Annotated in this window: 13 protein-coding genes and 1 pseudogene; 9 read left to right on the top strand and 5 right to left on the bottom strand. The window is 68.1% G+C overall.

What is annotated here, in order from left to right; genetic code table 11:
• Window positions 1–34: 34 nt before the first annotated feature.
• From OG844_RS10855 to OG844_RS10840, 4 genes are all read right to left on the bottom strand, one after another.
• Window positions 35–7,705: a SpvB/TcaC N-terminal domain-containing protein gene (locus tag OG844_RS10855; RefSeq protein WP_406389680.1), complete on the bottom strand. Its 7,671-nt coding sequence runs from the start codon at window positions 7,703–7,705 to the stop codon at window positions 35–37.
• A gap of 372 nt (window positions 7,706–8,077) precedes the next feature.
• Window positions 8,078–8,542 carry a carboxypeptidase regulatory-like domain-containing protein gene (locus OG844_RS10850; RefSeq protein WP_406389679.1) on the bottom strand — a complete coding sequence of 155 codons (465 nt, stop codon included), beginning with the start codon at window positions 8,540–8,542 and terminating at the stop codon, window positions 8,078–8,080.
• 275 nt (window positions 8,543–8,817) lie between these two features.
• The gene (locus tag OG844_RS10845) at window positions 8,818–9,159 is read right to left on the bottom strand and encodes a YbaY family lipoprotein (protein ID WP_406389678.1); all 342 of its coding nucleotides are present in this window, start codon (window positions 9,157–9,159) and stop codon (window positions 8,818–8,820) included.
• On the bottom strand, window positions 9,156–9,302 hold the full coding sequence (locus OG844_RS10840; RefSeq protein WP_406396395.1) for a hypothetical protein: 147 nt from the start codon (window positions 9,300–9,302) through the stop codon (window positions 9,156–9,158). Before OG844_RS10840 ends, OG844_RS10845 begins: the two co-directional genes overlap by 4 nt.
• A gap of 6 nt (window positions 9,303–9,308) precedes the next feature.
• On the opposite strand from OG844_RS10840, the pseudogene OG844_RS10835 reads away from it, so the two are divergent.
• A pseudogene (locus OG844_RS10835) lies at window positions 9,309–9,752 on the top strand (zinc ribbon domain-containing protein); the annotation flags it as partial.
• Here the strand turns inward: OG844_RS10835 and legP are convergent.
• Entirely contained in the window at window positions 9,686–10,894 is a 1,209-nt protein-coding gene (legP, locus tag OG844_RS10830; protein ID WP_406389677.1) for a Dot/Icm T4SS effector Zinc-dependent metalloprotease LegP, read from the bottom strand. The pseudogene OG844_RS10835 and the gene legP sit on opposite strands and share 67 nt — an antisense overlap.
• 433 nt (window positions 10,895–11,327) lie before the next feature.
• Here legP and OG844_RS10825 point away from each other — a divergent pair, with 433 nt between their 5' ends.
• The 8 genes from OG844_RS10825 to OG844_RS10790 all read left to right on the top strand — a co-directional run bounded on the left by OG844_RS10825 (window position 11,328) and on the right by OG844_RS10790 (window position 26,470).
• Complete coding sequence (locus OG844_RS10825; protein ID WP_406389676.1) at window positions 11,328–11,588, top strand: hypothetical protein; 261 nt, start codon at window positions 11,328–11,330, stop codon at window positions 11,586–11,588.
• Window positions 11,582–11,938 (top strand): hypothetical protein, encoded by a 357-nt coding sequence (locus tag OG844_RS10820; RefSeq protein WP_406389675.1) that lies wholly within the window; start codon window positions 11,582–11,584, stop codon window positions 11,936–11,938. The genes OG844_RS10825 and OG844_RS10820 overlap by 7 nt, the downstream gene beginning before the upstream one ends.
• Window positions 11,939–11,981: 43 nt before the next feature.
• Complete coding sequence (locus OG844_RS10815) at window positions 11,982–12,758, top strand: hypothetical protein (RefSeq protein ID WP_406389674.1); 777 nt, start codon at window positions 11,982–11,984, stop codon at window positions 12,756–12,758.
• On the top strand, window positions 12,755–13,672 hold the full coding sequence (locus OG844_RS10810; protein WP_406389673.1) for a RimK family alpha-L-glutamate ligase: 918 nt from the start codon (window positions 12,755–12,757) through the stop codon (window positions 13,670–13,672). The genes OG844_RS10815 and OG844_RS10810 overlap by 4 nt, the downstream gene beginning before the upstream one ends.
• Window positions 13,673–13,839: 167 nt before the next feature.
• Window positions 13,840–15,177 (top strand): hypothetical protein, encoded by a 1,338-nt coding sequence (locus OG844_RS10805; protein WP_406389672.1) that lies wholly within the window; start codon window positions 13,840–13,842, stop codon window positions 15,175–15,177.
• Window positions 15,174–21,749: a neuraminidase-like domain-containing protein gene (locus OG844_RS10800; RefSeq protein ID WP_406389671.1), complete on the top strand. Its 6,576-nt coding sequence runs from the start codon at window positions 15,174–15,176 to the stop codon at window positions 21,747–21,749. Before OG844_RS10805 ends, OG844_RS10800 begins: the two co-directional genes overlap by 4 nt.
• Window positions 21,742–25,095: a hypothetical protein gene (locus OG844_RS10795; RefSeq protein WP_406389670.1), complete on the top strand. Its 3,354-nt coding sequence runs from the start codon at window positions 21,742–21,744 to the stop codon at window positions 25,093–25,095. Before OG844_RS10800 ends, OG844_RS10795 begins: the two co-directional genes overlap by 8 nt.
• Window positions 25,096–25,993: 898 nt before the next feature.
• Window positions 25,994–26,470 (top strand): AbfB domain-containing protein, encoded by a 477-nt coding sequence (locus OG844_RS10790; protein ID WP_406389669.1) that lies wholly within the window; start codon window positions 25,994–25,996, stop codon window positions 26,468–26,470.
• The last annotated feature ends 138 nt before the right edge of the window (window positions 26,471–26,608 follow it).

Here is a 26,608-nt window from a genome sequence, read left to right as displayed (position 1 = left end):
CGCGGGAATGACGGAGGAAGACCTGTCGGCGTCCCTACGCCCCGCCCCGGCCCGGCCCCACTGGGCCGCCGGCAGGCGAAGCCATCGGCCTCCCACCGGTCATGAAGAGGACCGCGACCGCCGCAACCACGACCAAGGCCAGGGTCAGATATACCACTGCCTTGTCCACAGTCGAGGTCCGCCCCTCACCGCCTGGTTTGGGAAAGTACGGCTCCTGCGGGGGGGTTGGCGGAGCCGGCGGCACATCTGGCTTGGGTGCCGGCGTAGGAGGGGGCGGGGCCGGCTGGGGAACGGGTGGCGGGGGCGCAGGCTTGGGTCGGGGAACCGGGTCCGGAAAGTATGGATGGTCCGGTTGAACGGGCCGCTCGGCGGGCTGCCGGTACGGGTCTCCGGGCCCGACTCCGACGGTGGATTTCTCCTGAGGCTTGGCCTTGCCCGCCGGATCTTTGTCTTTGTATTTCTCGTCACGCTCCTTCGCATCACGGTCCTGGGATTTCTTCCCACTTTCGATTTTTGTCTGTTTCGGGCGCTTCCGCGTGCCCTCCCATTCGTTCGCGCCGGGACCTTCCTTTTTCGGGTTCGGCTTGATCGAGGGTCGATTCCCCTTAGCATGCTCACGGGCGCGCTCCAGGCCCTCCCGTTGTTGTTCACCTTGGCCGCGCTTGAAGCGGCCCCCACCACGCTCTCGAGGCCGGTCGGCATCGTCCCTGCCGCCCCCGGACGGCGGTGCCGCCGCCGCGCTGATGGAGGGCGGGGACTTGGGCCGCACCTGGTGCAGTTCCCGGTCGGCCGGGTGGCGCGGTTCGCGACCGTCATGGTCGACGAGGCGGACGGGCATCGCCGCGGCATAGACATAGGCGTTGGGCCCGGCATCGATGCCCTCGGGGTCGCAGGACACCCACCGCCCGAGCCAGGGTGCGTAATAGCGTGCGCCGTGATAGCCGAGACCCGTCTCCTCGTCCCGCTCCTTGCCTGTGTATCGGTAGCGTTTCGGAGTCTCCGTCTGGCTCCTGACGGCCTGATACGAGGTGCTGCCGTAGGGCGTGTACTCCTCGTAGGAGATGATCCGCGCCCGGTCGTCCAGTTCGAGGCTCGTGGAGCCGAGGTGGTTGCCCAACTGGTAGCGGAAAAGCTGTGCCGACGCGGGGTCGTTGCCTGCGGTGTCGAGGGTGCGGGTCTCGACGAGCGCGACGCGGGCTGTGTCGTGCGAGACGTGCAGGGTTTCGCGTTCGAGAGTGACTGTCGTGCCGTCGGGGCCGTATTCGCGGTAGATCTCGATGTTGCCGAGGTAGAGCCGTTCCCTTCTGCGGACCGGCCGGGCTCCTGCCGGGGCAGCACCGTCGGTCACTTTGCGGACACGTTGCCCGGTGGAGTCGTAGACGTAGTACGTGGTTTCGGGGGTTCCGGTGGTGACGCGCTGAGTGGAGCTGGCGGCCAGTTGGTCGTGATGGTCGTGCCGCATGACGGTCAGGTGCCGCAGTCCGGTGATGCTGCCGTGCGCGTCGTGGGTGAAGCTTTCCACGTCAGTGCCTGTGCGGGTCGAGGACAGGCGGTTGCTGTGGTCCTGCGGGTTCAACTGGCTCGGTTCTGTGTAGCTGTAGGTCCGGGTCCAGCCGGCGCTGGTGGGGGTGCGGCTCCCAGGGTCGGTGGCCACATGCCGGACTTCCTGGATGTTGCCGGTCGCGTCGTAGGTGTATCGCTGCCGGTAGGTGCCCATGGCGTTGCCGTCGCCGGGGTGGGCGAGGCCGGTTCTGGGAGTGTCGGTCCAGGTTGAGGGTGTGGGTGCCGACCGTGCCCCGGCCGTCAGGCCGACGTGTTCGCGTCCTGCCGATTCGATCAGCCGGAACACGGCGTCGTACACGTAGCGTGTGCTCGGTTCGACCCGTTGGTTGCGGAAGAAGAGGGTCTGCTGGGCGTTGTCACGGATGTGTGTGACGTTGCCGGCCACGTCGTACACGTACGTCAGATCCTGGATGCCGCAAGGAACTCGGCCGGGCGAGGGGCAGTCGTCGGGGAAGAGCTCGCCCCGCCTGGTGCGCAGGCTCGTGAGCTGGAAGGTGTGCGGATCGTACCGGAACTCGGTGCGTACGCCGTTGCCGTAGTTGATGTCGGTCAGGCGACCCTTGGCGTCGTAGCCGATGCCGGCGACGAATGTGGTGGTGCCGGCGGCCCCGCCCACGTTCGCGTTGATGGTCTCCAGGAGGCCGGCGTCGTTGTACGTGGGTGCCATGACGGTGCCGTCCGCCGTGGTGACCGATACCGGACGGTGCAGTGCGTCGAAGTGGGTCTTGGTGGCGTAGGCGGGCCCGTCCAGGGCGGGTGAGACTGCCCAGTCCGGCACATGGCGGTACTCCGCGGCCAGGCGGCGCTCGCTGTGCGTGAGATTTCCGGCGAAGTCGTGTTGAAGGTGGGTGACGACGCCGGCTCCGTCGAACAGCTGGTGGACGCGGCCCAGGAGGTTCCCCGATGCGGCGGTGGGCCGGCCACCGGGGTGGTCGGGGTCGTCGCCGTAGGTGATGCGCGACACCAGGAGTTCCGTAGCGGTGCCGGCCTGCCGGAGCCATTCTCCGGTGGGCCGACGCAGTGTGTCGTAGGTGAGGCGAAGGTCGTTGCCGAGGCTGTTCCAGATGCGCACCGGATGGCTGGCGGCATCGACGAGGGTCCAGCGTTCGCCGGCTTCCATGCTTGCTCGGTGGATGCGCCGGCCGAGCAGGTCGTAGGCGTAGCGCATGACGACGCGGCCAAGCGCGTCGTTGAACTCGCGCTCGTTGCCCTCGATGTCGTGGGCGACCCGGGTCGCGTGCTGCTCGGTGACGGCGGCGCCGTCCCGGGTGAACCGGTTGACGGCGACGGTGAGAAGCGAGCGGCCGAGGCTGTCGGCGAATGCCGTGGTCGGCGTGTCGGCGAAGACCTCGCACTGTTCGGCAGCCTCGCGCTCAGGCCCGGGAGGTCCTGCCAGGCGGGTGGTCCGCCACGACGGCAGGTACTCGTCAGGGCGCAACCGCAGGAAGAAGCCGCCGACGTCCTTGTCGGTCGACGGGTCGTCGACGGCGACGGTGTCACCGACGTCGTGGGTGACCTGCCGCCACGGGTCAAAGACCACCTTCTCCCACGTGTGGTCGGGGTGCAAAGTCGCCACGACACGGCCGAGCGGGTCACGGCACTGCACCGGGCTCACCCCTTCGGCGCGGGCGAACTCGAAGGCCGCAGTGGAGCTGAAGAAGGGCTCGTACTGACGCACCGGCCGGCCCTTGTTGTCGAACACTGTCCAGCCGCTGGTCACCCAGCGCTTGCCGACGTCCTCGCCGCCGGCGGCAAGCGGGCCCTTTTCCGCAGGTGCCTTGTGCTGGATCTCGCGGCCGAAGCCGTCGGAGTACGACAGACGGGCCTGGACCCGCGGGTCGGCGTCGGCGTCCGGGCCGGCGGCGTGTCGTTCCCGCGCCAGTGTGAGCACGACGGCGGGCGGAGCGCCGGCGGGGGCCACCCCCTCTTCTGTCGGAGCGGTACGCCAGCGGTGGAAGGCGCCGAGGTCGTACAGCAGCCTGGTACTCGCCCGGCCGAGCACCGCCGGCGGATCGTGCAGTGGCTGCGCCAGATGTGTTCGCACGACTGCGTCGGGCAAGTCGGGTTCGAAGCCGGCCAGGCTGTCGCCCTCTTCCTCATCGGTGCCGTCGGCACGCACCTCGCCCATGATCGCGGTTCCGGTGACCTGGCCCAGCGCGTCGAAGGCGGCCGCGGCTCGGTTTCCATTGGGGTCGGTGATGACTGCCGGTGCCAGGACCCGGTAGTCGTTGCGCCAGACGGTGCCGTCCGGTCGGCGCTCACCGACGGTGACCTGGTTGCCGCGTGCGTCGGTCGTTTCCCGGGCCAGCAGGTCGTACGGGTCGTACCGGACGGTCGTGACGGCATCGAACGGGTCGTGGAATCGGCGGGGTGTAAAGAAGTGGCTCAGTGCCTCGGACAATTCGTCCGTCGCATCCCCTGCTGCGGCGGCGTACCCAACGGTGCCGGAGCGCTGCCACCAGTGCCCGTCGGGGTCGTCGCCGGGGAAGCCTCCAGCACCGCGCAGCGTGCCGCCGTCGACGTAGCCGATGCCCGGGAGGACCGTGCCGGGTTCGGGGATCAGCGGCTCGGTGGCGCCGCCGCTGTCCCGCCGGTACACGGCGGCGAGCAGGCCCGGGGTGAACGCAAGCCGGTAGCGCTCGAACGGCAGCGCCCGAACCCCCGCCGAGCCCAGAGGCAGCGGCCCGCTGAGGTCGTCGCTGAGGAACAGGGTGCGGGTGTGCTCGATGAGTCGCCGGTGCGGGCCCTGTCCAGTCACGGTCGCCGCGGTGACATCCTCGTACGGCACGTCGGCGTGGCCGTCCTCGAGCGCGGTCAGATCAGCGGCGAGGGCTCCTGGGGCGAGCAGCGGTGTGATCGCGACACCGGACGCCACGGGCGTGCCGTGCGGCACCGGGTAGTGGTGGATCTCGTAACTGCGCCGCTCACAGGGCTGCGGTGCCTGCCACGCGTCCGGTGCGTCGGTCGGGGCGGTCCAGGCTGTGTCGGTGACCTGGACGTGGCAGCGCCGCTGGACGGCGTGGTCGTCGTCGGTCAGCCGCTCGTCGGTGTCGCGGTGACGGCGTCCGTAGGCGACGCTCGCGGACCGCAGCACATTGCCGAAGGCGTCGACGGCCAGCACCAGTTCATGGCTCACCCGCGGGTCGGCGACCCTCAGTGGGGCGCGACCGTCGGAACTGTCGGCGTCGTAGAGCATGCGTTCGTAATGGAACTGAACGGACTCGCGCGGATGGCACAAGAACACCGCGTGCGAGTTCGGCCCGGCGGGCTGCACGACCTCCACCGCGTAGCTGCGTTCATCCACCCAGTACGGGCGGTCGGACGCGTCGGAGGCATCCTCAGCGTAGATCTCCTGACGCAGTACCGAGCCCCGCAACGCCCGGTAGGCCTGCCGCATCTCCTCCGGGGACAGGGGCCATGGTGTCAGGGTGCCGTTCGGCAGGCGGTGCAGCGGGGGCGGCGGCTGGTCGGGGCGCAGCATCGCGGCGAAGTCGTCCGGGCCCAGGCCGGGCAGATCTTCGTCGGCATCGCCTTCGCGGTAGTACTCTGCGGCCAACGCCTGGGGCACATCGCGCCCGTCGGTGAATGCTCCTGTGTGGTACCAGGTCGTGGTTCGCACCGGGGGTACGTGGGAGGCGGCGTCGAGGTTCACCGCGTGGGGCACGTGCGCCGGGAGTTCGTCCGAGGCGCTGAGCGTGGCGAGGTGCGCGGTGTCCCATTGGTCGACGCAGGCGAAGCCGCGGAATTCGCGTTCTTCCCCGTCGAAGTGGCCGTGATGGTAGGCATAGCGGGTGACGAACCGGCTCCAGTTGACGTGGTCGACCGTGTCCACTCGGTCGACCACGTGCACAGGGAACGGCAGGCGTGTGGACCACGACCGCCCCGCAGCCTGGTCCGCCAGGTAGAACGAGGTGGAGGAGGCGTAGGAGATCCACGTCTCGGCGCCCAGGTTGTTCTGCACGCCCACCAACAGGTGCGGCTTGCCGACGGGCATCAGTTCGCGGTACCACAAGGGGGCGTGCGCGGTGCCCGGTAGCGCAGAGGACCATACGAGGCACGGCGTTCCGGTACCCAGGAGGTCCACGGTGGCAACGGCCTCCGGCGCCGGGAAGGTGGCCACTTCCACGGGCTCCGGGCTCCAGCGGTTCCCCGCGAGATTGAGGTAGGCCCGCACCCCGCGGGCTCCCGCGTACAGCAGATCCTGCGGGCCGGCGCCATCCAGATCCGTCAGCAGTACACGACGGGGATCGAACACGTCCGGATGGTCCAGCAGCGGCGGATCGTCCATCTCCACACGTTCGCCGAATCGGCCGTACCCGAGATTCGGCCAGTAGCAGACCTCGTCGTGACACACGCGCACCAGATCGGCGAGCCCGTCACCGGACATATCCGCCACGAAGATCGCGTACTGCCCGCCGGCGAACACCAGCCGGGCACTCTTTGCCTCCGTCAGAGCGGTCGGCACCCGGACTGCCGGGCCGAATCCTGCTTCGCCTGCCGAGGGGTACCAGGTCAGCGCTTCCCCTTCGCTTACCAGCACATCGGCGTGCCCGTCCCCGTTGAGGTCGACGAAGCGCAGGTTGCCGTCGTCCCAGCGAAGGTTGGGGAGTTGGGCAAAGGCTTTGAACGCGGCCCAGCCCCGGTCCGCCGTGCGCTCGGAGAAGCCGGGGCACGGGCCCGTGAAAGACACCATGTCGAGCTGTCCGTCGCCGGCCAGGTCGAGCAACGTGCCGCCGTTGTCCGGTGACGCCGACGTCGGTGTGGTGATGACCTGCTGGAGGGCGCCGAGGCTCCCGCCGCCGCGGTTGTGCGCGTAGTACCAGGCGCCCGGCTCGGTTGCGAGCACGCCCGGGATTCCCTCGCCGTCCAGGTCGGCCCACCGGGCGGTTGTGCCGGGAGCGCCCACCGGCAGACGTGCCGCTTCCCCCTCCGGTGTACGGACGTCCGTGGCAGCGTCGAGCGACAGCGGCGAGTAGGCGAACTCCAGTGGGGGCAGGGCTCGGCGGAGCCTCCCCCCATCGGTCCGGCGGTGCCCGCACTCGGTCGCCGAGATGAGCAGCGACACCGCCCGGTCCCCGCGCCCGTCCTCTGTCGTCGGCTCGTCGTTGTACGACAGTTCGAGGGACCGCACCAGGCAGTCCGGGCCGGCCGTCGGTTCCAGCGGGAAGTGGTGGAAGACGAGGATGCGTTGGCACAGGCGGTAGGTGCGCACCTCGAAACCGGCGCGATGGGTGGAGAAGGGATCGCGCCTGCACAGCCACGTTCCCTCACCCCTCGGAGAGGGGTCGGCCGTGTCGTGTTCGCCGTAGTCCAGCACCACTTCGAACATCCACTCGTCCACGTCAGGGCGTCGGCCGACAAGCGCCGAGGTCCGGTTGCCGTACCGAATGCGCTTGAGATAGCGCTGAGTTGCTCGGGATGTCTCGGTGCGGCACTGTTCGTGAGCGGTGGTCACCTCCACTTTGTCGGAGTTCTCCGCGCGGTACTCGTAACGGACGACGTTGCCCTTGTCGTCCGATGTCTCGCTGATCAGCCAGCTGAACACCTGTCGCGGCGATCCGTCAGGATTCGGGGGCCCCTGCACGCGCGACTCGTCGTCCGTGCCGTAAAGGGTGATGACGTTGTCTCGGCTGATCGAACGCCAATGCGCGACGCCGGTGGCGGTCTCGGTCCAGCGCTCGATACAGGCGAACAGGCCTTCTGTGCGCGGCCGGTAGCGGCGCACCCGGTACGTGCGACCGTCGACGGTCCGGTCCGGCAGCACCATGCGCACCCACTGCCCCGCCAATTCCTCGACCAGTACGGGTACCAGATCCTCCGCGCCCGACAGCAGGAAGACGTCCGAGTGCTCGGCATCGAGGTATCGCGGCAGGCCCTTGTCGGTCTTCCTCGTGACCGAAGGCAGGCCCAGACTCCATCCCAGCCCGAACGGGCCGTTCCCCGCACCTGAGTCGTAGGTCAAGCTCAACTGCGGGCCGAAGCCCGCCCGCCCGGGCGGCATGGGGACCGGAATCTGCAGGCCCGCCGTCCCGGTCACCGCGCTCACGGCGAACTTCTCACCGATACCGCGCAGCGCGCCTCCGCCCTTCGGCATGCTGACGGAAGGCGCGGTGACGGTGAACGTGTCATGGGAACCGGACACGTCACTCGTGCCAGTATCACCGCCAGGAGCGCTCACACCTGGCCCCGGACACCAGCGGCCGACCGGGCACCCTCACCGGACCTGAACATCCGCTACCTCCCGAATTTTGCGTATAAGTCCATACTCTTATGAGGCGATGTGGGCGTTTCCTTAATTACGTCATGGTATGCAGAAAACGATAGCAACTGCTCGCTCGCCCGCTCTCATGACGCACCGTCCGGGTCGCCCGCCCGGAGGTCCTCGATGAACAAGCCCCGGTATGACGCTGCGTGACTCTCTACGAGTGTGGCTCAGGAGCGACTTGTCCAGTTCCGGTCGACTTCACGAGCTGAGGGAGAGGGGCGACACGCGGCTGGCGCGGGGCCGAACGACCTACTCCTCGGGCGTCCGGAAGTACTCGACGAGCCGCTGCTGGATGTCCTGAAGCACCCTGCTGGTTTGCTTGAGGCCGGACAGGCGCGAGGCTGCCGTATGGGCGTATGGGGCATTCCTTTCGGAATCGGACCACAGGCCCGCCGCAAAGAGATATCCGCTCAGGGCGTCCACGGACGAATCCTCTGCAGCGGCGTGGCCGGTGGGGAGCAGATACCGGTCGAAGGGAACCCCGTCGCTTGCCACTACATTGGCCACCACCGACGGATGCCAGTCCCGGGCGTTGTTCAGCGTTTCATGGGTGTCAAACCGTACGGTCACAGTGTCACCGGCGGGAATCGCCAGGTCGTACCGCCCCTCGGTGTCGGTATATGCGTGGTCGACGAGAGCCGTGTCGCGATAGACGCTGACCTTGATCATGTGGATCGGCTGCTTCTTGGTGATGGCTCGCACATGCCCGTACATGAATGTCTCCTCCCGACTGGGTCCCGAGGAGTAACTGTTCACCTTCGTGAGGAGGTGGGCCGTCCTGCGTCGGGCGGACGGTGTCCTCCAGAGGTGGCGCCTCACCACACAATCCAGTTTCTGTGGGATGGCCCCTGACTGCCACCTGGGGCGAATACCTCTCAGCCACGGCTCTGTGGTGCTGAGATGCACACTGGGCGTGAGCAGTTCCGGCTTCCTGCAGGTGATCAACATCGATCATCTCGAACCAGCTCGGGCGCGCAGACCGCTTGAGGTCAGATAACGCTCACCGGCGCCTCCAGTCCTTCGGTGGATTCTGCCCGGACGGATACGGCCTGGGTGTTGATGAGGTCGCCTGATTCGAGGGTTCCGCTTCCTGAGCGGTCGATGTGGACACGCAGTCCGTAGGAGGCGGAGGGGTCGAGTGCAAGCACGGTCACGCTGAAGGGCACCCGCTCGCCCGGAGACAGCTGGACGTCTGTCTGTACCTGTGCCCCGACGACTGTGGAATGGGCGTCGGCCCGGGAAACGTCGCGGACCTCCACCAGGAAGGAGGCGGCCGTTCCCGCCGGCGTGTCGGGTGGCAGGGACACGAATCCCGTGACGGTGTCTGTCACAGCGCTTCTCCTGGCAGAGACCAGACTGCCGTGGCCGGTCCGGTCTCACGTCCGTCGAGATGCGACAGGAGCACGGCGATCTCGGCCGTGATGGGCAGTCCGGTCCGCTCCTCCACGAACGACGGCTGACCCGCCGGGTTCACCCGGTCCTGACTGTGCGCAGCATGGTCAGGAACAAGGATCTGGCCCGCGCGATCTCGGACGCGGCCTGGACGGATATGCGGTCCACGCTGGAGTACAAGTGCACGTGGTGCGGCAGGAACCTGGTCGCCATCGACCGCTGGTTCCCTTCCACGTAGCTGTGCTCCGCAGGCGGTACCGTCCGGGAACGGACGTGCGGCTGCGGTGCAACCCACGACCGTGACGTGAACGCGGCACGCACCGTTCTGGCCGCCGGACTGGCGGTTACAGCCTGTGGAGCGGGTGTAAGGCCTCAACGGGAGTCCTCCCGGACGGGGCAACCTGCCGCGAAGCAGGATCCCTTACTGCGAAGTGAGGTATCCCCTCGTTCACGAGGGGGAGGATGTCAACGCGGCTGCCAGGCGCCACCACCGGGAGGCTGGGCGCCGACCTGGGCCAGAAGGAGGTTGTAGCTCCCCTGGACTGCGGACAACCCATGCTGCAGCGAGGCGACCATCTGGCCCAACTGGCGTACCTGTTCGACCACTCCGTCCGGCTGACCGGTCATCATCGGTGACTGGTGGGGTGTGGCCAGCACGAACGGAATGGCATACGCCGGCGGGCTCATGATGTCCAGCCCGGGAATTTTGCCAGTCCAATGGCCCACCGGGTCCTTGGACACTTCCTCGGCAGGCGTGAGATCGGCCGGGTACATCATGTGGACTCCGTCGATGTCGCCCTGGGACAGCCCCGTGCGCTGCCCCATCGTCACGCCGGGCGGCAGCGCCACCCGCGGAATGATGGTCGGCTGGGTCGGGTCGATCGCGAAGGCCGTCGCTGGATAGTGCATCATCGAGCCGAAGTCGTACGGTCCCAGGTCGTCGCCGTCCGCGATCTGCTGGAGGAAGTTGTGCTGCATGTCCGGCTTGATGTTCGCGAACACGATCGCGACGTGCTGATCCCGGTCCTCGCGGCTCTGCTCGTGCCACAGCCCCAAGGTGTGACCGATCTCGTGGATGGCGTTGCCGGTGGAGCAGTTGGGGCCGAGTGTGACTCTTTGCAGACCGCCGCGTCGGCCGACGTTCGCAGAACATCCGCTCCCTGGCATGAAGCGCACGAAGTCCTGGAACTGAGCCGCGTTGGCAGGGGTCCGTTCGATGAACCTGATGCGGGTACGGGACTCCCAGTGGGTGATGGCGTCCGTGACGCGCTGCTGGTTGGGCAGACCGGGATCGATCTCGAACGGCACTGTCGCGTTCGGCCAGCGACGCTGCTGCCCCTCCTCGAACGGCACGATCCCGACAGACTCGAGCACCGGCCCTGCGTCGGCCCGTTGGGTCATCTCCTCCACGGTACCGAGCACGATGTCCCCTTCGAACATCGCCAGCCCGTCCACCTCGGCGTAATGCAGGGCCTTCGCTCGGAAGTTCACACCGTCCACCAGCGTGGTTCCGGCGACAGGGCCCGAGCGGAGCTCCCCGCTGCCCGTCCCGTTGGCGGAGGACGTGGATTTGCGAGCTGCCTTCTTCTTTGAAGGGGTCGCCTTCTTGGCCGCTGCACTCCGGGCAGCGGTCTTCCTGGTTCGGTGGGAGGAATCCGACGGGTCGGCGTTCATACGTCACCTTTACTGCGGCGGGGGATAGGTGCCTCGGGGCGAGGGCCTCTTCGCCAGCCTCCACAATTCGCGCCACATGTTGCTCGTCCAGCGCACCCATACGGGTGGGTGGCCGGGCGACGACAGCCCTGGCGCGCCAGGAGCGGTGCGTGCGGGGGCTTCCCCTCGGTGAGCGGTCCGGAACGGCCGGGGGAGCGGGTCCAACCAGGTGATTCCCCGGAGTTTCTCCAGTGATCAGGGCCCGGTAATGGTTCTAATGGTGCAAATCCCCCGCGATGGCTGAGGAGACGCGATGGAGCCGGCGGATGGTCCACGAAAGCAGGCGTCTCCCACGGATGATCGCCCGACAGTCGCAGCGCCGTCGGTGTCGTTGCCCCAGGGCGGTGGTGCGCTGCCAGGGACGCAACGCGGATACCGGCGGACGTCCGACGACTTGACGAGTCGTGCCCTGTCGGCGCTCGAACTCGGCTACAGCCCCGTCGCGCCGGGCGAGGGTGGCCAACTGCTCGAGCTCCCCGGGGAGGGCCGTCTCGACCTGGTGGCGTTCGAGGGACCGTCGCCCGGATTTTTCGAGCGCACCGACCAGCGCGGCTGGGCACCGTTCCGCGCGTTCGAGCAGCTTCCCGATCTTCCTGGGGAGACAACAGCCTGTCATTCACCGACCTCGCCGGCGACGGCCCTGCCGACGTGTTGATCACGGAGGGCGACGCTCCGACGTGGCACCCCTCCATGGGGGAGGGCGGTTTCGGTCCCGTGGAACGCGTCCTGGCCGTAACTCCTGCTGCCTGGGACGCGGCGGAGACCGTCCCAGCGGTCGGGGCCGGGCACTTGTGCACGGATGCGGGTGAGGCGGGGAACAGCCTCCCCGGCATCGACCAGGTCGCGGCGGAACACGGCGAAAGCGTCCGGCAGGGCGTCAGGCAACGGGTCGGCCATGACGGCACGGCACTGGTCGCGGGCGGGATCGTCGCGGGCGTGAGCGCGACCACCGTGGCGCCGTCGGTAGCCCTTGGGCGGACCATGGGCGATCGGATCAAGAAATGATCAGCGAGAGGGCAGGCACCTGCTCGACCCGGGAGGCCGTTTCATGATTCTCGTCCTCGCTTCGCGCCGAGACGGCGGAGCGCGTCGGCTGGTGAACGCGTGGGGCCCCGGGCAGGCCCGCCTGCTCACGGCCGACGACCTGTCGAGCCCGGGCTGGAGCATCCGCACGGAGGACCCGTCCTCCTCCAGAGCGGTCGTTCAGGGCGAGGTGATCACGGTCGGTGAGCTCACCGGTGTCGTGACGCGTCTTCCCGCGGTGACCTCACACGAGGTCAGGAGAATCCAGCCGGAGGACCGCGACTACGCCGCGAGCGAGATGACGGCGTTCCTCAACTACTGGCTCTCGGTACTGCCGTGCCCGGTCCTCAACCCACCCGTTCCCACCGGGCTGTGCGGTCCGGGCTGGCGAAGCGAGCAGTGGGTCATGGTCGCGCGTCGCCTGGGGATCCCGGTCCGGCCGCGCAGCCGTGACGTGCAGCCGTATCTGCGCGCCGCATCCGGGGGTCGTGCGTCCTCGGGTAAGGGGACACACGCTCCACCGGTCGGCCGAGCGGGGTTCCAGGTAGCCGTGATCGGCGGAAGGTGCATCGGCGGAGGCGAACACATCCTGGCGGAGTACGCCGAAGCCCTGGCGACGGCGGCCGGCGTTCCGGCGCTGACGGCGTTCTTCGACAAGCACGGTTCCGAGGTCAGGTTTGTGGACGCTCACCCATGGACCAACGCGTTCGACCCGCAGGTCCCCGACGCCATGCGTGACTATTTTCGCCGAGCCGGCGCCGCATCGGCGCCGGATACCCACCGAGGGAGCGTGAAGCCGTGATCCTCTTGTGGGGACTGCTTCAGGATATGCCGCTGGCGCGGGTGCACGCCGAACTCCAGCGCCTCGGTGCCCCCGTGGTGTTCGTCGACCAACGGGCGGTGCTGGATTCCGGGATCCGCGTCGAGGTCGACGACGACATCCGCGGCGTGCTCACGGTCGGTGACGTCGAGGTCGACCTGATGGACGTCACCGCGGCCTACGTACGCCCGTACGACTCCTGGCGCATCGGCGCGGTCGCCCGCGCGGGCCGGGACAGCGACGAGTGCCGGCACACCGCCCAGTTCGACGACAGCCTGTGGCTGTGGTGCGAGCTGACCGCCGCGCGTGTCGTGAACCGCCCGAGCCGGATGGCCGGCAACGCCTCCAAACCGCGCCAGTCCACAGCCCTCCGGGCCCATGGCTTCCGCGTACCGGACACGCTCATCACCACGGACGCAGACGAGGCCCGTGCCTTCGCCGCCGGCCACGAGAGCGTCGTCTACAAGTCGGTGAGCGGCGTCCGCAGCATCGTCTCCCGGCTGAGGCCCGACGAGGAGAGGCTCGCCGACCTTGCGTGGTGCCCCACCCAGTTCCAGGAGCACGTGCCGGGCGTCGACTACCGGGTGCACGTCGTCGGTGACGACGTCTTCTGCTCGCGGATCGAGTCTGGGGCCGACGACTACCGTTACGCGGCCAGGCAGGGCGCCGAGGTCTCACTGTCGCCTGCCTGCCTGCCCGACGACCTGCCCGACCGGTGCCGGGAGCTCGCCGCCGACCTCGGTCTCCCGCTCGCCGGGATCGATCTGCGGTTGACCCCAGACGCGGCCTGGTACTGCTTCGAGGTCAACCCCTCACCGGCGTTCACGTTCTACGACCGCCACGGACAGGACATCGCCGGATCCGTCGCCCGGTTGCTGCAGGCGGAGGCCGCCTGATGAGACCGACCATTCCGCCCAGGCTCGTCGGGCCCCGCATGGCTGTCTGGGGATACTTCCCCTTCGACGGACGCGTGATCGACCCCGACGGGACACGTGCCGACTGGGACTGGGCCATGAGGCAGTGGGACCGTGTCGCGGGTGCGGGCGCGGTAGTCCGGCTGGTCGTGGCCGACCAGCCCTACAGCCGCATCGAGCTGGGCACGCCTGCCGGGGAGGTCCGGCGCGACGCCGCTCGCGCCAAGTTCACCGCGTGCGGGGACGCGGAGCAGCTCGTCTTCGGGCGCGTCTATGTCGCGGGCGGCAAGCTCGGCCTAGGCGCCGTGGGAACGCTGCTGGACGACCCGCTCAGGCCGGGACGTCAGGTCCCCGCGGTAGCGGATCAGATCGACGCCTGGCGCAGGCTCTACGGCGACAAGATCGCAGGAATCTACCTGGACTCGGGCCCGGTCGACTGCACCGACCCCGCACGTCCCGGAAGCGTGCTCGGCATTCCGGCCAACTACGCGGCTTACGTGCTGGCTGCCCGTCAGCCCGGTTACAGCGTGTTCGTCCAGGCCGCGCAGTATCCGGACAACCAGCCGGGCAGCCAGCCGGACAAGCCGTGGCTGCGTGCACTGGAGGCCGACTTCCTCGAGCTGTGGGAGGCGGGTGTCCTGCCGTACCGCTCGCGGTTTCACGCGCGCGACGCCTGTCGTCCCGACGCGAGCCCGAATGTGCCGGACTGGTGGGATCCGGGGGCCGGCCTGCGGTGGCGCGGGGTGCATGTCATCAACGACTGTCGCGACGCGGACGCGATGCGGTCGGTCGGCGAGCTGGCCGTCGGCGAGCGGGCCGCGGGAACGGTCTGGATCACCAGATCCCGCCAGGACCCCAACCTGGGAGCCGTCTTCGACGTCCTCCCGCCCTATTGGGACGACGAGGTGGCCTTCTTCGGACAGTTCCTGATCCAGGAGGAGAAGGAGGTCAAGGACACCAAGGAGCAAAAGGACAGCAAGGACGCCAAGGAACAGAAGGACGACAAGGAGCAGAAGGACGACAAGGAGCAGAAGGACGACAAGGACACCAAGGAGCAAAAGGACGAAAAAGATCAGAAGGACGACAAGGAGCAGAAGGACGACAAGGACGGAAAGGAACACAAGGAGAAGGAGGACAAGGATGTGAAAGATGAGAAGGACGAGAAAGACAGTAAGGAGGAAAAGGACGGAAAGGATAGCAAGGATGACCCCGATACGCCCACCGAGAAACAGCTGAAGGACGGGAAGGATTTCCAGGACAAGCAGGACAAGGATTTCCTGAAACTCGAAAAGGACTTCGAGTCACTCGACGCACCCGAGGCCACCGGCTTCCGTGACGTAGTCGGCTCCACGGAAGAGGAACCGGCCGCCGACTCCCCGGACGATGAACCCGAGCCGCTCGGGCGGACATTCATCCGAGCCGCGGAGCGTCCCGAAGTCGGCGCCACCATCGTCGCCGACCCCGCTGAGCCAGAGGAGAAACAATGAATTCCGCCGAGCCGGGGTCGTCGGCCGCCCGGCGTCCGGTTGGCGAGGGCCGGGTCTTCGCCCCGGGACGCACCGGATCCTCCGGACTCTTCGTGGAGATCGTCGATTGCCTCGTCGGACAGGACGTTCGGGTCGGCTCCGCGGTCACCGATGGGCACGGCGCCTTCCGTGCCGACGTCGTGGACACCGCGCGGCCGGCGCCTGATCTCCAGGCCCGGGTGTGGACGAGCGACGACGAGACGGCGGCCTTCGTGGGCGAATCCGTGGTGGCTTACGGGGCCACGGCGCCGGTGGTGCGGCTCGATGTCGAAGTGCCACCGGACTCGACCGCCCTCGAGAGCGAGTACGACGCCCTGGAGCGATCGATGCGGCCGTTCGTCAACGGCCGCATCGCCGACATCGAGGAGTCGGACACCAGGCGGGACGTCACCCACCTGTTCAACAAGACGGGCTGGGACGCGCGCGCGGTGGCGATGGCGGCGCAGGCCGACCTGCTGGCGACGGAGAGCGGGGGCACCATCTCGGCACCGTTCTTCTACGCCCTGCTCCGTGCGGGACTGCCGGCCTCCGCGGACGTCCTGTACCGGACGGAGATCCGGAAGGTCGAGGCGGTCTGGCGCGAGGCCATCGATCTGGGTGTCGTGCCCCGCACCGCCGAGGCTGAACTCCCGGGTGCGCTGTCGGCGTTCGCGGAGGAATCGGCCGGCCGGATGCTGCAGGCGGACCCCGTCGGGGCGTCGTCCGTGGGCGGCCTGCTCGACCGCACGTTTCCCGGGGACGAGGACAGTAAGCGTGCCTTCGCCAGGTTGCACGTAGCCATGCCCGAGGGCGGCGGACCCTTCTGGGAGCAGGTGGAATCCTCGTTCGGCCCGGAGAACAGCCGGCGGCTCCGGCTCGACGGGCGGCTCGGCGTGCTCACCGTGAACAATGCGCCGCTCATCAAGGCCCTGCACGCGGCAGAGGAACAGAACCCCGACGGTCCCCTGACAGTCACCGAGGACCTGGCCCGGCGCTCGTACTTCCGGCCCGAGCGCTGGCTGGATCTTCTCGGCGACACCGTGCCGGACGGCGTCCCCGGCACAGGGCCGGAGGAACGCAAGGCCAACTACGCGGACTTCCTGGCCGCCCAGGTCCGGCTGAGCTTTCCCACCGCCGTCATGGCGGTGAGAGTCTCGGAGGGCGACCTGCCGGTGACCGCGGAACCCGACGTCCGGGACAGCGTCGCCGGATTCCTCTCCGAGCACGTGGGCCGTTTCGAAATGGGGGTGGAACCGGTCGACCGGTTCATCGCCCGCAATGACGACGTGACGGCACCCGACGACCCGCAGACCCTCGAAGCGATCAGGCAACTCCAGCGCGTCTACCAGCTCACCCCGGACGACAACGCCCTCGCCGTGCTACTCGCCAACGGGCTCGACTCCGCGACCAAGATCGCCGGGCTGCGGGAGAGCGAATTCATCGCGGCACGCTCCCGCGATCTCGGGGAGTCCGACGCCCGTGCCGTCCATGCCCGCGCCGTGCAGATCTCCGATGCGGTGGCCAACATCGCCACCGGTTTTCTGGTTGCGCGCAGGGCCCCTTCGCTCGGACTCGCCGCCCCGATCGTCGCGACCCCGGACTCCTCCGACGCGCCGGCGGGCGTGGTCGCCTTTCCCACCCTCGAAGGCTTGTTCGGGTCGCTCAATGTGGCCGCCTGCGAGCACTGCGGATCCATCCTGAGTCCAGCGGCGTACCTCGTCGACCTCCTGCATTTCATGGATTTGCCCGACGCGGTCAAGAACCCTCTGGACGTCCTGATGGCACGCCGACCCGACATCGGGCATCTGCCGTTGAGCTGCGAGAACGCCGAAACCGTCCTGCCGCATATCGACCTCGTGAACGAAACGCTGGAGCACTTCGTCGCGCACTCGCTCTCGCTCCAGCAATTCGTGGGTCACAGCACACCCGCCCGCCGGACCCCCGAAGAGCTCCTGGCGCAGTCGGAATTCATCGACGACGACGCGTACGAGCCTCTACGCAACGCGCTGTTCCCGCCTCCGCTGCCCTTCCATAAACACCTGGAAACCCTGCGGGCGCTGTTCGCACGCATGGGCGTCCCGCTGGCCGACGCCATGCTCACGCTACGAAAGAACGACAAGCCGGAGAACCCGGCCGGCTACGGCCTACGGGAGATCGCACATGAGCGGATCGGCATCTCCCCACCCGAGGCGCAGCTGCTGACCGACAGTTCGGTGCCGCTGCCGAGGCTGCTCGGATACCCGGACAACACTCCGGCGGCGGATGTCCTCGAGGATCTCTCCTCCGTACGGACCTGGGCGAACCGGCTCGCCCTGACGTACGACGAGATCGTCAGAGTCCTCGACACCAGATTCGTGAATCCGAGTGTCACGCTCAAGCCGCGCATCGCTCTCCTCAATGTCTCCTTCGCCGACCTCCAGCGACTCAAGAACGGCACGCTGTCCGTCGCGCAGTTCGATGCCATGCTCCCGCCCGGCCTCGATCGCAGCGCGTACGGCGGCGATGTGGCGGCATGGGCCACGGACGAGGCCAACCACAGGCGGATCATGCGCCTGCTCGTCACCGTGCCGCCTCCTCCCGCGGAGGACGGTGGCGGCCGGGCCGCCACCCCGCCCTTCGATGACTTCCGGGTGCGCCGCGCCGGTCCTGATCCCGCGGGCGCGGCCCTGCAGTCCGTCGACGCGGTACGCCTGGTCCGCTTCGTGCGGCTGTGGCGCAAACTCGGCTGGACCATCGAGCAGACGGACAGCGCGCTCGGCGCCCTGTTCCCCGCCGGTGTGGAAGGCGAGCAGGGCGGCGGTGAGCCGACCCTCGCCGGACTGGACAGCGGCGTCGCCACGGTCCTGGACCGGCTGGGCACTGTCGTCGCGGTGCTGAATCGGCGCTCGCTGAACCCCGATGACCACCTGCCGCACCTGCTCGCCTGCTGGGCCGACCTCGATACGTACGGCCCCGGCTCGCTGTACCGGCGGCTGTTCCTGACCGGTCGCGCCGACACGGAGGTGTTCGCCGACAACGGCTTCGGTGACGTCCTGCGCGATCCCGGCCAGGGGTTTCTCCTCCACGCGGACGCGGTACGGGCCGCGTGCAACGTATCGGCGGACGGCTTCAAGGCGCTGGTCGACGATCTGGGTTTCGACGACGGTACGCCGCTCACGCTCGCGAACGTGAGCGCCGCCCACCGCCGGGCCTGGCTCGCGCGGACTCTCGGCCTGGAGCAGCGTGAGTTCTCCCGGCTGCTCCGGCTGACCGGCATCGATCCCTTCAGCTGGGACGGCCGCCCGCAGCCCGGGATGACCGAACTGCTCGATCGCCTGGACACGCTGGCGGCGGCGGGTACGACACCGACGGCTGTCCTCGCCGCCCTCTGGCCGGCCGGGGTTCCCGCGGAGGGATCCCAGCCGGACGGCACGGCTCTCTCGCTCCTGCGCGACCTCCGAGGCCGCCGGAGCGTGGTGGACGCCGAACTGGACGCCGACGAGTCCACCACGGACGACCGGATCCAGACGCTCTTTGCCGCACGGTTCGGGATCGAGGCCGCCCAAGCCTTCACAGGCCTGCTGAGCCGGTCGACCGCGGTCGAAGTGCCCTACAGGCAGGAGGCTCCGGCCCTTTCCGCGGCCGTGGTCGAGGCTGCCGGCTGCCGCATCGCCTACGACGCCGAAGGCGGGCGCCTCTCCTACGCCGGAGCGCTCCACGCCGCGACGCACGGGGCGCTGAAAGCCGTACAGGGCACCCCTCAGGGTTTCGGCGCCGCTGTCGACGCGCTCTTCGCGGTGAGCGAGGACCGGCGGTCCCGCGACAGTGTCTTCGCCCAGGCCGGCCGGCTTATCGAACGGTCCCTCAAGCGGTATCCGGACTTCGAGGCACTCCTTCGCGGCCACCTCACGTCGGCCGACCCACCGGCCGCCCGGAGGCGCACGCTGCTGCGCGACGTCCTGACGACCGTGCGCGAGGAACGGCGGCGCGCCCAGGCGCTGACGGCTGTCGTGGCCGGGACGGGAACCCCGCTCGCCCTGGCGGAGACGCTGCTGACCGACGCACGGGCCGTCCACGCACCGGACAGGAGCGACGAGGCGGCACTCACCGCGTTGCTCGAGGCGGGCGAGGCGGGCCTGGAAGCCGAAACGGGTGACGGCACGTCAACCGTGTACAGGGGCTACCTCGATGTCGCGGAGACCGGCCGGTACCGGATCAGAGTGCACACTCGTCCGGACACCCGCGTCAAACTCATGCTCGACGAAGCCGATACGAAACTGGTCGACGAGGGCGGTTCCTTCCGCACACTGAACGAAGTCGGCCTCCCGGCTAACCGGCTGCTCGCCATCACCTTGACGGTCGGAGCCGCGCAGACCGAGCAGCCGGCCCTGGAATGGCAGCGCGCCGGGCAGGACTGGCAGCCCGTCCCGCCCGAGGCGCTCTACGGGAAAGCCGCCGTAGCCGGGCTGCGCGAAATCCTGGCCCGCTACCTGGCGGCCAGGGACGTCGCCCAGGAATTCTCGCTGGGGACCGAGGGAATCGCGTATCTTGCCCGGCTGGACCGGCTGGCGGTCGACGGTGTGGGCTGGCTCAACACGCTGGCCGTGCCGGTGGACGCGGACGAACCGCACATGGGCGCCGTCCTCGACGCGCTCCTCGACTTCTCCCGCCTGCGTGCGGCCCTGAAGCTCGAGGGCGGCGACCTGGCGGCACTCCGGTCGCCCGGTGACCAGCCGCAGAACCAGGAGCCGGCGCTGATCCGCGCGACCGGATGGGACCAGGACTCCCTGAAGGCGCTGCTGCAGCATCGCGAGCTGGTGGCCGAGGACCTGGGCGACGTGTCCGTGCTCCGCCGGGTCGCCGACGCGATGACGCTCGCCTCCGCACTCGGTACCTCCATGGACACCCTGATCACAGCCGTCACCCCCGACCCCGGCCCCGAGGCCGTGCAGCTCATGCAATCCGCGCTGCGCGCCCGGCACGGGTCGGGCCTGCTCGAGGTGCTCAAGTCCGTCAACGACCCCCTTCGCTCCCGGCGCCGGGACGCCTTGGTGGCGTACATCCTCCGCGAGCTGCGATCGAGGCCCGGTACCGCGCATATCGACACCGCGGACAAGCTGTTCGAGTTCTTCCTGATGGACGTACGGCTGGAACCGTGTATGCGGACCTCGCGCGTACGAAGTGCCATCTCCGCGGTGCAGCTCTTCATCGAACGCGCGCTCATGAACCTGGACCCCGACGTCCCCGCAGCGGCGCTCAATGCCTCCCGCTGGAACTGGATGAAGCGCTACCGGCTGTGGGAGGCCAACCGGCAGGTCTTCCTCTGGCCCGAGAACTGGCTCGAGCCCGAGCTGCGCACCGACCAGTCGCCCGCCTTCCGCCAGGCGCTGAGCGAGCTGCTGCAGAGCGACATCACCGAGGAGACCGCGACCACCGCGCTGCTCGGCTATCTGTCACGGCTCGAAGAGGTCGCCAAGCTCGAACCATGCGCCATCCACTACGACGAGGGCGACAAGGACTTCGGGGACGAGGTCGCCCATGTGATCGCCCGCACCGCGGGCGCCCAGCGCAAGTACTACTACCGCAGGCGAGCCACCGGTACCTGGACGGCATGGGAGCAGATCAGCCTCGACATCGAGGACAATCCGGTGGCACCGGTGCTGTGGAAAGGCCGGCTGCTTCTGTTCTGGCTGAAGCTCATGAGCACCGCCCCGCCGGTCCAGCCGATGACCCCCGGCTTGGCCGGCACGGCCCTCACCGACCTCACGATCGGGCAGGTGCAGGGCGAGGGCACGCAGAACGTCAAGCTGTTTCCGCAGGCTGCCCTGTGCTGGAGCGAGTACTACAACGGACGCTGGCAGCCGCCGAAAACCTCCGACATCACCATGCCGACCGGATTCGGCAGGCCATTCGACACGTCGGGCGAGGGCGCGTTCCACCGCGACCTGCTGGTGCTGGGCGAGACCCTGGAATCGGACGCCCTGCGGATCCGCATCCGGGGACAGGGCAAGGGCAGTTCGTTCATGTTCTACAACACTCACAGTCTCCCCGAACGCCAGGAGGACCGGTCCCAGGACCCCTTGGACGTCGAGAGCTTCGCACGCTTCGTCCGGCACATCGAACCATCGTCTCCCACCCTGCGGATCTCCTACATCGGAGCCGAAGAGGGCGAGACCGCGCGGGACGTCATCACCGTCCGGGACGGCACGTCGTACCGCGTCTCCTCGCCGTTCCATATCAGCTACTTCCCCGATGGCGACCAGCAGAGCCTGATCCAGAACCCGTGGGAAGCGCCCTTCCTGTACAGCGACAGCCGGCATGCCTTCTATGTGACGACCCGTCGGCGGACTCCGCCGTTCGCCGACAGCCCGCGTTTCGGGCTGCCCCGCCCGGAGCCGATCCCGCAGCCGATCCCCAGGATCCTGACGCCGTTGGACACGGCGACCGACGCCTCCCTGACCTTCCAGATCGACTCGCCCCGCAGCGTCGTACACGGCGACGTCGAGATCGCGCCCACGGGACGGGTCGGCAGACCGAACTCCGAGAACAGGACGAGGAGGCCGCGCCATGCCTGACCGCGGACGGAGCCCTGGATTCCATGAACGCAGAGACACGCGGCTCGGCGCCTCGACCGCCGGCGAGGACGTCGCCGACAGCGAGTTCTCCTACACGTTCCAGAACTTCTTCCATCCCTACGTCGGGGAGCTGATCGAGCGCCTCAACAAGGGTTCGGTGGCGGGACTGCTCGACCCGGTCTACCAGGAGAAGCTGAACGCGAAGGGCGAGGGCTTCTTCGAGAGCTTCTACGATCCTGCCCCGACCGGCCTGGTGACGTCGTTCCCGAAGGACATCGACGTGCGTCCGGGAGGGCCGTACGCCAACTACAACTGGGAACTGCTGTTCCACGTTCCACTGTCGATCGCCGTGCACCTGAGCAACAACCAGCGTTTCGCGGAGGCGCAACGCTGGTTCCACTACATCTTCGATCCCACGAGCACGGACACCAGCGTTCAGGGGCCCGCGCGCTACTGGAAGTTCCTGGCCTTCCGCGGGGACGCCGAGACGCAGAACATCACCCAGGTGGTGAACCTGCTCAGCACGCCCGACGACGAGCTGTCGGCCGAACAGCGCATGACCAAGGACACTCTGCTGGAGGGCTACGGCTCCATCAGACGGTTCCCCTTCGAACCGCACCGCGTCGCAGCCACCCGCCCGGTCGCCTACCAATACCAGGTGGTGATGAAGTACCTCGACAACCTGATCGCCTGGGGCGACAGTCTGTTCCGCGAGGACACCGCCGAGTCGGTCACTGAGGCGACACAGCGCTATGTGCTGGCCGCCAACATCCTCGGGCCCCGGCCACAGGAAGTCCCGGCGCAGGGCGAGCGGCAGCCCCAGAGCTTCCTTCAGCTGCGCGCAGCCCGGCTCCAGGAGATCGGGAACGTCCTGGTGGAGCTGGAGAGTCAGTTCCCGTTCAACCTCGCCCCCGCACCGTCGCCCTCGACGCCGGGCAGCCCGGAGGTCTCCCACGACTGGATCACCCGTGCTCCCTACTTCTGCGTCCCGCGCAACCAGCGGATGCTCGCCTACTGGGACCGTGTGACCGATCGGCTGTCCAAGATCCGTAACTGTATGAGCCTCGAAGGTGTCGTCCGGCAACTAGCCCTCTTCGAACCCGCGATCGAGCCCGGCCTGCTGGTCAAGGCGGCGGCGGCCGGCATCGACACCGGCGCCGTCGCCGCCGGATTCTCCGGCCCCGCCGGCTCGGTGCGCGGTCATACGTTCCTCCAGTTGGCCCGCGGGCTCTGCGACGACGTGCGTGCCCTGGGCAACGCCCTGCTGAGCGCGCTGGAGAAGGAGGACGCAGAGGCGATGGTCCTGCTGCGGCAGGAACATGAGCTGAAGATCCACCAGCGGGCCCAGGACGTGCGCTACCTGGCCTGGCGACAGGCGCAGGAGAGCACGGACGCGCTGGCACGCAGCCGGGAGATGGCACTCGAGCGTTACCGCTTCCACCTCCGCCTGCTCGGTCTCGACTCCGACCACGCCGCCTCCGGTCCCCTCGTGGCTCCCCGACCGGCCACGCCTCACGAAGCACCGAAACTGACCACCGAGAAGGACTTCGACGAGGCCTACCGGCAGCTGGTCCTGCAGTTCGACCGGCCGCTCCCGCTGCAGCTGTACCCCCAGCTGAAGCTCGCCGGAGGCGGCCCGACCGCCAGCGCCGGCGCGTCGAGTCCCGGCCGGCTGAACCTGACAGCCAATGAGGACAAGGAGCTGAACGAACACCTCCCGGCGTCCCGCGACCTGAATCTGTCGTCCTCCATCCTCGACACGGTCGCCTCTGTGGTGAGAATGATTCCCGACATCGACGTCGACCTGCACTTCTGGGGCCTGGGACTGCACAGCAAGGTGTTCGGCGGCGACAAACTGTCGGAGATCAGCAAGATCGCCGCCGGTATCGTCCGCACGAAGGCCGCCTGGGAACACGACCAGGCCGGCATGGCGGCCCGCACGGCGTCGTACGAACGCCGCGCCGACGAATGGAGGCTGCAGACCAACGTCGCCGCGCACGAGCTCATGCACCTGGGACGGCAGATGCTCGGCGCGATCATCGCCGAACAGGCCGCCCACCGCGAGTACCACAACACCCGGGCGCAGATCGCGGACCTGTCGGAGATCGACGCCCTGCTCAAGGAGAAATACACCAACCGCGAGCTCTACGGCTGGATGCAGGGCGAGCTGTCCCGCGTCTACTTCGACTCCTACCGTTTCGCGCTCGACGTCGCCCGCAAGGCCGAGCTGACCCTCAAACGGGAGCTGATGCAGCCCGAATTCGACGCGGTGCAGTTCATCCGCAGCGACTACTGGAACGCCGGACGCAAGGGCCTGCTCGCGGCCGACTCCCTCGCCTTTGACCTGCGCCGACTGGAGGTGGCCCATCAGGAGAACCGCCACCGCGAGTGCGAACTGGTGCGGCATGTCTCGGTCAATCAGCTCGACCCCCTGGCACTCGTGCGCCTGCGTGAGACCGGCACCTGCGAGATCACGGTCCCGGAGTCCCTCTTCGATCTCGACTGCCCCGGGCACTACATGCGCCGGCTCAAGCACGTGAGCGTGTCGATCCCCGCCGTCACCGGCCCTTACACCAGCGTGAACTGCACACTCTCCCTGCTGCGCAGTTCGGTCCGTACGGTCGCGACCGGCGCCGACTACCCGCGGCACGAGGACAACGACGAACGCTTCCAGGACTACTCGGGCGCGATCCGGGCCATCGTGACGAGCACCGCCCGGGACGACGCCGGAATGTTCGCCTCCTCGGCGTCCGAAGACCGTCCACTGCCCTTCGAGGGCGCCGGCGCCATCAGCACCTGGCGGATCGAACTCCCCACAAAATTGCGGCAGTTTGCGTACGACACCATCGCCGACGTCGTCGTGCACCTCGGCTACACGGCCCGCGACGGCGGCCAAGTGCTGCGCAACAAGGCCACCGGTCATCTGGGGGAGCTGATCGGCCGGGCGGAAGCCGACTGCACGGCACGGCTGTTTGCGACGCGGCTGGAGTTCCCGGGCGAGTGGGCGCGCTTCCGCGCGGACGAAGGCGACCGCCCCCGGCTGACCGTCACGTTGCGGGAGGAGCACTACCCGTACTGGTCGCTCGGGCACACCCGGGAGACCACCAGCGTGATGCTGCTGGCTCGCGGACCGGCAGACGCCGACGCGATCAACGTGTACGCGGGGCCGGAGCAGACCGCGCCCAGCGACGTGCTCAGCCGGGACGACGCACTCGGTGGCCTGTTTACGGGTCGACTCGCCAACATCACGCTGCCCCCGGCCGTGGGTGAAACGGCACTGCATTTCGACGTGGGTACGGTTACCGATCTTTGGGTGATCCTGACCTGGAAGGGCAGGGCGACTTGACCGTGAACGAGCCCGGCCGGAGCATCGAAAGGAGCGTCACTGGCTCGTCGTCATGTGCCGACCGTCACACGTCGTACCGCAGGCCTCCGAACGTGGCCGCTGGCTCGTAGGCCCTCGGTGTGCAGGCAACGCTCAGCCAGGGCCTTGCGTTTGGATCATCTGGTCGTTGAACGAGGCTGCTGATACTCGAGAGGCGATCGCGGTGTCGGTCCCTATGCCCAGGCTTCGTGATCCACGTACAGCTGACACCGCTGGGGTCATCCCGCTCCGCCGCCGGGTAGTGATCGCCGTGGCCCCCGCAACGCCTCCCGGACCTGCCTCGAATGCGGCCACGTCTCAGCGGGGAGCCGGCCCACCCAGGAGAGGTGCCACTGCGTCAAGCTGCGGCCACAACCCGCGCGTCGACACAGGGGCAGCCGGCAAAGTTCTACGGCCCGGGCTGCTCCGTCGCGACGCCAACCCGGCAAAGCTGGGAAACCCCCGGCTCAGCCGGGGGAGGAGTCACCCGAAAAGAAGCGGAGAGGTCGGTGAGAACGAGCGTCGCGACCGTCTGGCTCACGTCCGCCAAGCGTACGCTCACGGCTCCGCTGGGTGCGGGGTCATTCGGCTCGGGCCTCGGGCATCGGTTCTCCGCGGACCGGTGCCGAGAACCTCGCAGGCATCGCCGTCATCAACTGCAGGCTTCGACGTAGTCGTATGGTTGAACTGGTAACCGTGTGAAGCGCTGGCGTTCACGTTCGTGGCGGCGCATGATGAAGACAGTGCTCTCACCCGCATGGATGCAGGAGAGTGACGGGCTTATCGGCCCTACGCCCCAAAGAGCTGGCGTGGTTGATGCCGATTCGAGTAGTCCGCTACCCGTCGACTCAAGTGGACGCATCATGGAACGAGGGACACCGTGACGGTGCTCAAGCTTTCACTCTTTTCGAATAACCTTCCCGATTTCTTCATCATCGATCACAGCGGCCTCGCCGACATCGCCAAGATCGAGACCGAAGATGATCGTCGCAATGCCACGTTCCAGTGGACCGGCCGCAGCTTGAATTTCGGCGAAGAAGGAATGCTGGTACGAGCAGTTGCTCCGCCGGGCTTCTGTCTGCGCATCGCGACGTTCGACGACTTCCGCATACACAGCAAGTTCCTCACCGGAATCACGGACCCCCAGGTAAGAGACCAAGTCATCGAGGAATCGACTTACGTCCTGGAACGGGCGGAAATCGACCCGAACCAGGCCTCGTTCCGTTCCGTGAAGTTCCCAGATCGATTCATCCGGCACAGGAACTTCGAACTCTTTGCCGAGTCGGTGGTAACCCCTGACGAGCTTCAGTCCGCCTGCTTCAGGATTGTCCAGCCACTTCACCCGGCCGATTTTTAGACAATGCCGGTGAGGTATCAGGTGCGCGCGGCGACAGCCGCGACCACCCACTGAGCGGTCGCCGCCGTCAGGTGCTGCGTCTGCACCACTGCCGTGAACACGGCTTGCTCGTCACACGGAGCGGTCCCACCACCTTGC

This window comes from Streptomyces sp. NBC_00887, from assembly GCF_045207585.1.
Note: the sequence above shows the minus strand (reverse complement) of the source record. Positions and strands in the feature narration are given on the sequence as shown.

Excerpts from the sequence above, each read along its gene's own strand:
- OG844_RS10795 (WP_406389670.1), top strand. The coding sequence starts at position 21,742 with ATGCCTGACCGCGGACGGAGCCCTGGATTCCATGAACGCAGAGACACG.
- OG844_RS10815 (WP_406389674.1), top strand. The coding sequence starts at position 11,982 with ATGATTCTCGTCCTCGCTTCGCGCCGAGACGGCGGAGCGCGTCGGCTG.
- OG844_RS10850 (WP_406389679.1), bottom strand. The coding sequence starts at position 8,542 with ATGTACGGGCATGTGCGAGCCATCACCAAGAAGCAGCCGATCCACATG.
- OG844_RS10800 (WP_406389671.1), top strand. The coding sequence starts at position 15,174 with ATGAATTCCGCCGAGCCGGGGTCGTCGGCCGCCCGGCGTCCGGTTGGC.
- legP (WP_406389677.1), bottom strand. The coding sequence starts at position 10,894 with ATGAACGCCGACCCGTCGGATTCCTCCCACCGAACCAGGAAGACCGCT.